At 70.3% G+C, this 7,884-nt stretch carries 7 protein-coding genes and 2 pseudogenes; 4 read left to right on the top strand and 5 right to left on the bottom strand.

Annotation, left to right across the window (positions count from 1 at the left end; genetic code table 11):
• Positions 1–228 precede the first annotated feature (228 nt).
• Together IE245_RS18715 and IE245_RS18720 are read left to right on the top strand one after the other, a co-directional pair.
• Positions 229–1,025, top strand: a pseudogene (locus IE245_RS18715) (IS5 family transposase); the annotation flags it as partial.
• Between the two features lie 441 nt (positions 1,026–1,466).
• A complete protein-coding gene (locus IE245_RS18720) occupies positions 1,467–2,336 on the top strand; it encodes a DUF4394 domain-containing protein (RefSeq protein ID WP_189948997.1) in 870 nt (289 codons plus the stop codon).
• A 149-nt stretch (positions 2,337–2,485) separates the two neighbouring features.
• Here IE245_RS18720 and IE245_RS18725 read toward each other — a convergent pair whose 3' ends face one another.
• The 4 genes and pseudogenes from IE245_RS18725 to IE245_RS37095 all read right to left on the bottom strand — a co-directional run bounded on the left by IE245_RS18725 (position 2,486) and on the right by IE245_RS37095 (position 5,678).
• Complete coding sequence (locus IE245_RS18725; RefSeq protein WP_189948955.1) at positions 2,486–3,133, bottom strand: fasciclin domain-containing protein; 648 nt, start codon at positions 3,131–3,133, stop codon at positions 2,486–2,488.
• 88 nt (positions 3,134–3,221) lie between these two features.
• Positions 3,222–4,814: a molybdopterin-dependent oxidoreductase gene (locus tag IE245_RS18730; RefSeq protein WP_189948957.1), complete on the bottom strand. Its 1,593-nt coding sequence runs from the start codon at positions 4,812–4,814 to the stop codon at positions 3,222–3,224.
• 88 nt (positions 4,815–4,902) lie between these two features.
• Positions 4,903–5,226: pseudogene (locus IE245_RS38105) on the bottom strand (MMPL family transporter); the annotation flags it as partial.
• Between the two features lie 122 nt (positions 5,227–5,348).
• A complete protein-coding gene (locus IE245_RS37095) occupies positions 5,349–5,678 on the bottom strand; it encodes a MarR family transcriptional regulator (protein WP_308436620.1) in 330 nt (109 codons plus the stop codon).
• Between the two features lie 679 nt (positions 5,679–6,357).
• On the opposite strand from IE245_RS37095, the gene IE245_RS18740 reads away from it, so the two are divergent.
• Positions 6,358–6,885: an ATP-binding protein gene (locus tag IE245_RS18740; protein WP_189948959.1), complete on the top strand. Its 528-nt coding sequence runs from the start codon at positions 6,358–6,360 to the stop codon at positions 6,883–6,885.
• 33 nt (positions 6,886–6,918) lie between these two features.
• Here IE245_RS18740 and IE245_RS18745 read toward each other — a convergent pair whose 3' ends face one another.
• Positions 6,919–7,158, bottom strand: coding sequence for a chaplin (locus tag IE245_RS18745; protein ID WP_189948961.1), 240 nt, complete (start codon positions 7,156–7,158; stop codon positions 6,919–6,921).
• 370 nt (positions 7,159–7,528) lie between these two features.
• Here IE245_RS18745 and IE245_RS18750 point away from each other — a divergent pair.
• The coding region (locus tag IE245_RS18750) for a sigma-70 family RNA polymerase sigma factor (RefSeq protein WP_373305345.1) at positions 7,529–7,884 on the top strand (356 nt) is incomplete at its 3' end.

Below are 7,884 nucleotides of genomic sequence, written 5' to 3' on the forward strand. Positions count from 1 at the left end.
CGACCGCCCTGCCGGGGATCTCCCAGGGCTCCTTGTACACGGGATCGACCAGCAGCACCCGGCCCGCGTCATCGAAGAAAAGCACCCCGGCCGCCACCCGCTTACGAGGCAGAGCCCTGTCGTACGCCAGCGCCGCAGCATCCACGTCAGCCATCCGCCGAGCCTTAGAGGTCCTAACAGAAGCTGTTGATCATGTGACTGTCGGCTGGGCTGCTCGTTGGTCCGTTCGTGGCGAAGAGGAACCCCCGGCCGTGGATCGTGTCGGACGAACTGTGGTCGTTGGTCGAGACGTTGCTCCCGGTTCCGGCGCCGAAGCTGGTGGCGGGGCGGCCGCGGGTGCCGGACCGGCAGGCTCTGTGTGGGATCCTGTTCGTGCTTCACACCGGGATCCAGTGGGAGTACCTGCCCCAGGAGCTCGGCTTCGGCTCCGGCATGACCTGCTGGCGACGCCTGGCCGCATGGAACGAGGCCGGCGTATGGAACCAGCTGCACCTGGTCCTGCTCAAGAAGCTGCGTTCGGCCAAGCAGCTCAACTGGTCGCGGGCGGTGATCGACTCCAGCCACGTCCGGGCCGCTCGACGCGGCCCCAAAGCGGACCCAGCCCGGTCGACCGAGCCCGGCCGGGCAGCAAGCACCACGTCCTCGTCGACGGACAGGGTATCCCACTCGCCGTGTCGCTGACCGGCGGAAACCGCAACGACGTCACCCAGCTGATGCCCCTGCTCTCCAAGGTCCCGTCCGTCGCCGGCCTGGTCGGCCGGCCCAGGCGACGACCGGACACGCTGCTGGCCGACCGGGGCTACGACCATGACAAATACCGCCGTCTCGTCTGGGCGCAGGGCATCAAGCCGGTGATCGCCCGTCGCGGCGTCCCGCACGGTTCCGGCCTCGGCGTCCACCGCTGGGTCGTCGAGCGGACCATCGCCTGGCTGCACGGCTTCCGCCGTCTCCGCGTCCGCTGGGAACGACGCGACGACATCCACGAAGCCTTCCTCGGCCTCGCCACCTGCCTCATCACCCACCGACACGTCCAACGCCTTTGTCAGGACCTCTTAGCCCGGGCAGGCTCTGTGAAAGCCGGGCCCTCCGCTCGCCCGGGCCAGCGCGCGACCTGTGCGGGCCGGACGTCCAGGACTGCCGCAAGAGAGCGGGGCAGAACCTCCCGCCAGCCCAGCAGCCGCAGCCCGCGTACCTCGCTCCCGACCCGGCAGATCTCAAGCCCCGCGCAGTTCGTGGGCTGCCATTTCTCGTCCGTGGCCACGACCACACCGTCACCACCGGCGGTGTCACACCCTCCCGCCGGCCGACCGCGCGCGGCCGGTCCCACCCGGATGGCGCAGCTCGCGGCAGGGCCCTTGGGCCATGCGGGTGGCATCCGCCCCGGGCACCTGCCCCCTGCGGCGCCGGTGGCGAATTCACCACGGCACCTGGGCCAGCCTGGCCCAGGTCCTGACGAAGGAGTGATCATGCGCAATCGGACCGTGACCGCGGCTTCCGTAGTCGTTCTGGCCGCCCTGTGCGCGGCGCCCGCGCTGGCGGTGCCCGACACGGCCTCGAAGACGCCGCCCGCCCACGACCACAAGGCCCTGCACGCCATCGGTCTGACCGGCGACCAGCGCCTCGTCGAGTTCGACGTCCGCAAGCCCTCCAAGGCCTGGTCGCTGGGCAAGGTGGCGGGGCTGTCCGGGGACACCAAGCTCGTCGGGATCGACTTCCGCGTCCAGGACGAGAAGCTGTACGGCGTCGGGAACAAGGGCGGCGTCTACACCCTGAACACAACCAACACCAAGGCCATGAAGGTCTCCCAGCTGACCGTGGCCCTGGCCGGAGCCGCGTTCGGCGTGGACTTCAACCCCGCCGCCAACCGGCTGCGGGTCATCTCCGACACCGGGCAGAACCTGCGGCACAACATCGACGACCTGACCGCCCCGCTGACGACCACCGTCGACGGCACTCTCATGAACCCGACCATGCCGCCGTCGACCGCCATGGGGGTGACCGGCGCCGCCTACACCAACAACGACCTTGACGCCGCGACCGCGACGACGCTGTTCGACCTCGACACGATGGCCGACCGCATCTCCCTGCAGTCCCCGGCCAACGCCGGCACCCTGGCCCCCACCGGCACCCTCGGCGTGGATGTCGCTCTCGACGCCGGCTTCGACATCTACTCCGACCCCAGGACAGGGATGAACCACGGCTTCGCGGCCATCGGCACCGGTGGCTCCTACCGTCTCTACGCCGTCGACGTGCTGACCGGAAACGCCACCGGCAAGGGCACGTTCCCGAAGGCGCACCAGGTCACCGACCTGGCCCTTCCCGTCGACCAGAGGTAGACCCCGCCCGTTCGCAGTCGGCCTGGGGGCGGCACCCTGCTGAGCCCAGGCTTCTGGTCCTGCCGGGCCGTGGTCATGCCGGTGGCCCTGCACCCTTCCGAGGGGGACGGGTGCAGGGCCACCGTGGCGTGCGGACCGTGCGCAAAGCCCTACTTGGGCATCAGGACGGTGTCGATGATGTAGACGTTGGCGTTGGCGGTCTTGACGTTGCCGCAGACCACGTTGGCGGTGTCGTTGACCTTGTAGGACTCGCCCGATCCGGTGGTGGTGATCATGCCCTTCTGCAGGGTCTCGAAGCTGCCGTTCTCCAGCTGCTTGGGGGTGAGCTTCTGGCCGACGACGTGGTAGGTGAGGACCTTGGTGAGCATGTCCTTGTCGGCGAGGACCTTGTCGAGGTCGGCCTTCGGGATCTTGGCGAAGGCGTCGTTCGTCGGGGCGAACACGGTGATGTTCTCGGCGTTGTTCAGGGTGTCGACCAGGCCGGCCTTCTTGACCGCGGTCACCAGGGTGGACAGGGCCGGGTTGTTGGACGCGGCGGTGGCGACCGGGTCCTTGGCCATGCCCTCGAAGGAGCCCGCGCCCTCCTTCGGCACGCCCGCGCAGGCGGGGCCGAACGGCTGGTCGTCGGTCATCGGCGCCTCGGAGGGGGTGCTCGCCTCCGTCGTCGTCTCCGCGGCGGCCGTGGTGGGAGCGGCCTTGGTGTCGTCGCCGGAGTCGGAGCACGCGGCCAGGGAGAAGGGCAGCGCGGCTGCGGCGACGACGGCGATCGCGGTACGGCGGATCTTCATGCTGTTCATGACGAGTTGCTCCTCGGGGATTTTTCTCTGGGGTGTTGAGGTGGTCGGTCGTGCTGCCCGGTGCGGGCCTTGTGGCCGCCCGGGTGGTCTAGGGGACGGTGACGAAGACGCTGTGCCAGCCGCTCGCCCCATCGGGGATGGTCCGTGTCCGCTGCTCGGTCTGGACCTGGCCGGTGCCGTCGGTGGCGCGGACGGTGAGGTTGTGTCCGCCCGGGGTGGCGTTCCAGCGGTAGGACCACTGCCGCCAGGTGTCGATGCCTGCCTGGGCGGCGAGGTCGGCGTCCTGCCAGGGACCGTCGTCGACGCGGATCTCGACGCGGCTGATGCCGCGGCGCTGGGCCCAGGCGACGCCGGCGACGGTGACGGTGCCGGCGGCGGGGCGGGCGAAGGGCTTGGGGGTGTCGATGCGGGCCTGGGTCTTGATCGGCGCCTTGCGGGCCCACTTGCGCTTGACCCAGTAGGGGTCGTAGGCCTCGAAGGTGGTGAGTTCGATGTCTTCGATCCACTTGCAGGCCGACACGTAGCCGTAGAGGCCGGGGACGAGCATGCGGACGGGGAAGCCGTGGTCGAAGGGGAGCGGTTCGCCGTTCATGCCGACCGCCAGGATGGCGTCGCGGCCGTCCATCAGGTCCTCGACGGGGGAGCCGAGCGTCATGCCGTCCACGGAGCGGGCCACCAGCTGATCGGCCCGGCCGCCCTTCGACGGCGGCCGGACGCCGGCTTCCTCCAGGAGGTCGGCGAGGGGTACGCCGAGCCAGCGGGCGTTGCCGATGTACGGGCCGCCGACCTCGTTGGAGACGCAGGTCAGGGTGATGTCGCGTTCGATGAGCGGGCGGGCCAGGAGCTGGTCCAAGGTGTAGGTGCGGGGGCGCGCGACCCCTTTGCCGTGGATGCGCAGCCGCCAGGTGCCGGCGTCGACCTTGGGCACGGTCAGGGCGGTGTCCACGCGGTAGAAGTCGGAGTTGGAGGTGGTGAAGGCCGTGATGCCGGGCACCTTCAGCTGGACACCGGCCGGGACGGCGGGAGCCGGGGAGGCAGGCTTGGGAAGCACCAGGCTTTCCCGCGAGGCGACGGCGCCCTGGCCTTGCCGGCCGGTGAAGTACCGGCCCAGTGCGCCGGCCGAGGCCGCGGCGACGGCGGTCGCACCGGCCGTGGTGAGGAACCCTCGCCTGCTCCACGCCCCGGGGCCTGTCTGGGCGTCCGCCCCGTCCGGGGCGGCAATGGGGGCGGCTTTGGTCGCCAGCACGTACAGGACCAGGGCTCCCGCGACCGCTCCGATGATCGAGGGCAGTACGTCACCGGCGCCGGCGGAGTCGGGACGGCTGAGAGCCGCGGCAGCGCCGACGATCCCGAACAGCAGCACCCCCGCGGCGCCGGCGCGCCGATGGGACAGGGCGAGGATGCCGAGGCCGATGGCGATGAGGGCGAGAATCGCGAGGATCCCCAGCTGGAGAACGATCTTGTCGTTCTCTCCGAACGTGCGGATCGCGAAGTCCTTCACCGCGGCAGGCGTCCGGTCGATCACCGCTCCACCCACTACGGTCACCGGCCCGGCCGCCGGCCGCAGCAGTCCGGCCACCAGCTCGGCCACGGACAGCGCCGTGAACGCGGCCAGGAGTCCGGCCAGCGCGCCGAGTGCGGCGCGGACGAGTTTGCTGCGGAAGCTGCTCACACACGGCATTCGGCAGCCCCCGCCCGGCGGATTGGTCCAACCCCCGAAAAAGTGAAATCCCTTGTCTGCGTTGCCTTACACGGCAGGCGTCCGGCTGTTCGGCGAGTTCCTCGCTGGCGCGGTCGGCCAGGAGGAGGACGTCGTCGGTGCTGGCACCGACGACCAGGACGAACACGATGCCTTGGGTCTGGCCGTCGATGGGCAGCCAGTTCGCCCGGGCCAGTGCGTACAAGACCGCACAGGCCACCGCGAGGACCAGGAGAAAGCTTGTGATCACCAGCAGGGGCATGATCACGCTGCAGTAGACCAGCAGCAGGGTCAGCAGGACGCCGTCGAGGGCGATGGCCAGGAGAGCGCCGTCGGCTTGCGGGAAAGCCGCGTCGAGGTCTGCTTGAGTGGCCGCGGGCCCTGCCGGGTGCACGCTCGTGCCACCGACCGTCGCCGGGTTCGACGGCCATCACCGCAGTCAGGGTCCGGCCGTCCCGGGGGAGGACCGAAGCGCCGGCGGTTCCTGTCAGTAGCTGACGCTGTCAGGGATCTTGGTTAAGCGTCCTTGTACGGCCTTGGAACGGAGACAGCGGTGAATAGCCAAGTTGGCGGGGGTTCAGAGTGAACGGCGCCTTGGTGCCCGCTGTCCCGGAAGGTGGTCAGTGCAAGCAGGCCGCTGACAGACAGGTGGGCCTCTGCGGGGTGGCGGAAGGTGCCATCGAGGTGAAGGAGGTACCGGGTGCGCCGTCCGTGCCGCTCGCGGCTGAGGTAGCCGCCCTGTTCGAGGTCCACGACGATGCTCTGGACCGCGCGCTCGGTGATGCAGCAGGCCGCGGCGAGGTCCCGCAGGCGGGCGGAGGGGTCGCGCGCGATGGCCAGGAGCACGCGGGCGTGGTTGGTGAGAAAGCTCCACCCGGACGCCTGAGGGTCCACGCTACCTGCCCTTCGCCCGGCGGGTGCACCGCAGGAAATACCGGCAACCAGTTTTGTGCATGGGGTGCGTGCGATGAAACTTCGGGGAGGCAGGCCGGTCAAACGAGGGCGCTTCGGACGTGAGGCGGGGGTTGGGAACCGGCTGGGCATGTCGAGGGCCAGCAGCCGCTGGTGAAGTGCCGCATGTCGGTGTCCGCCGTGTTCGAGGGCAGTGAGGCACGACGAACGGCCCTGAACGTTTGAGCCTCGGCACGAAGTCATCCTTCTGCACTGGCCGGGCGCGTGCCGTTGGCGCCGGCGAGAGCGGAGCACCGCCTGGGGTGCTGTCCTCATGTGATTCTGTACGGCAGCGGGACAGGGATGGCAGGCAGGGCTGGAGGTCACCTGGTCGGCCGCTCAAGATTTCTCCCGGATTCCGGCAATCCATCGCGACATGCGTCTCGAATCATGACTGGAAGCAGCTCTGGATGGCCAGCCCCAGCATCAGCCACTGGGCCCGGCCCCGGGGGCTGCCAGGCCACATGGTGACTACCGGCAAGCCGCCGGGGAGCCCACGCATCACCACAACCCCACGGCGTTTCCCTTCACCCGGTTTTCCGGTCGCGAAGACCGCTCACTGCGAGGAATCATCATGGACACCGTCATCGTTCCCTGCGGATGTCCGGCCACGCTGCATCTCCCGCTCCTCCCGGACGAACGCGCGGCCCGCCAGGCTCGTCAGGCCGCGGCACGGCTTCTGGCGCAAGAGGCGGACGCCTGTCCCCGCGAGGTCGCCGAGGATCTCGTGCTCATCGTCTCGGAGCTGGTCGGCAACGCGGTGCTCCACGCCGCCGGACCCTACGCGCTCACCTTGAGTCTGGAGCGGGGGCAGGCGGGTATCGCCGTCAGCGACGGCACATCGGACCTGACCGGGAGCCACCGCGGCGCGCAGCGCAAGGGGCCGGGGGGCCGGGGACTGAAGATCGTCCGGGCGCTGGGGGCGGACCTCTTCGTCAGCCCCTTCGAGCGGGGCAAGCAGGTCATCGCGGTCCTCACCTGGCAGCCAAGGCAGCAGGGGCGTGGTGCCGCGGGCGGCTGTGCCGACAGCCGCCCGCGGCCGACCCGCCCGGAGCACGCTGCCTCCCGGGCGGATCACCGGTCCGCGCCCCCCGTCTTGTAGGCGGCGGACCGGAGCTCTTCTCGCGGTGCTCGATCAGGCGTTGACGCAGGTGTTGCCGAACGTGGGGTTCAGCAGCCCGATCACGCTGACGGTGTTGCCGCACGCGTTGACCGGGATGTGGAGGGGAACCTGAACGAGGTTGCCCGAGCCCACTCCCGGCGAGTAGGCGGCCACTCCCTGCGCACCGGCATCGGCTGATGCCATCGACGCGCCGCCGACGACCACCGCACCGGCCGCCAGGGCCACCGCCAGACCGTGTCGCACACGAATCATGTGAACTACCTCCCATAGGGGTGTCTCGGCCGAGCAGCCCGCGCGGCCGGTGGGGGGAGCCGGGGAACGTCGCTCCGCTCTCCTCACGCACCGTCTTCGCCGCCGTACGCCCTCCGGCTTGGCCGCTGCGTCCGGCTTCCCTCGAACGGGTTACTCAGGGGCGGCGTGGGTGACGAAGCGCCACCCATCCATACGCTCGTTCGCTCCGAAGAATGGACGAGACACCCACACACTTCGGTGACCGGACCGCTCCCTGGTGGCCTGGCCCGATCGAGCGACGACAAAGGACCGGCATGCGATGGACGCCCCGCCCCCCGACGGCCGGCCCAGGCCGCCCCGTCGCCTTCTCACCACGACCGGAGCGGCGCAGGTGAGCCAGCCGCTTCCCTTCGGCGCCGGCCGCAACGGCCGCCCCGCCTCCAGCGACCTCACCGAGATCATGGGCAACGTGGCCCGGGGCGACAAGCAGGCCTTCTCCGCCCTTTACGACGCCCTGGCGCCCCTGGTGTTCGGCATCGTGGTCAAAGTGGTGCGCGACCGGGCGCAGTCCGAGGAGGTCACCCAGGAGGTCATGATCGACCTGTGGCGGCAGGCGGCGCGCTACCGGCCCGAGGCCGGCGCGGTGACGGCGTGGGCGGCCACCATTGCCCACCGCCGGGCCGTGGACCGGGTCCGCTCCGCCCAGGCCGCCACCGACCGCGAGCACGCCCAGGCCGTACGCGACCA

The sequence above is a fragment of the Streptomyces roseolus genome (assembly GCF_014649855.1).
Lineage (GTDB): Bacteria > Actinomycetota > Actinomycetes > Streptomycetales > Streptomycetaceae > Streptomyces > Streptomyces roseolus.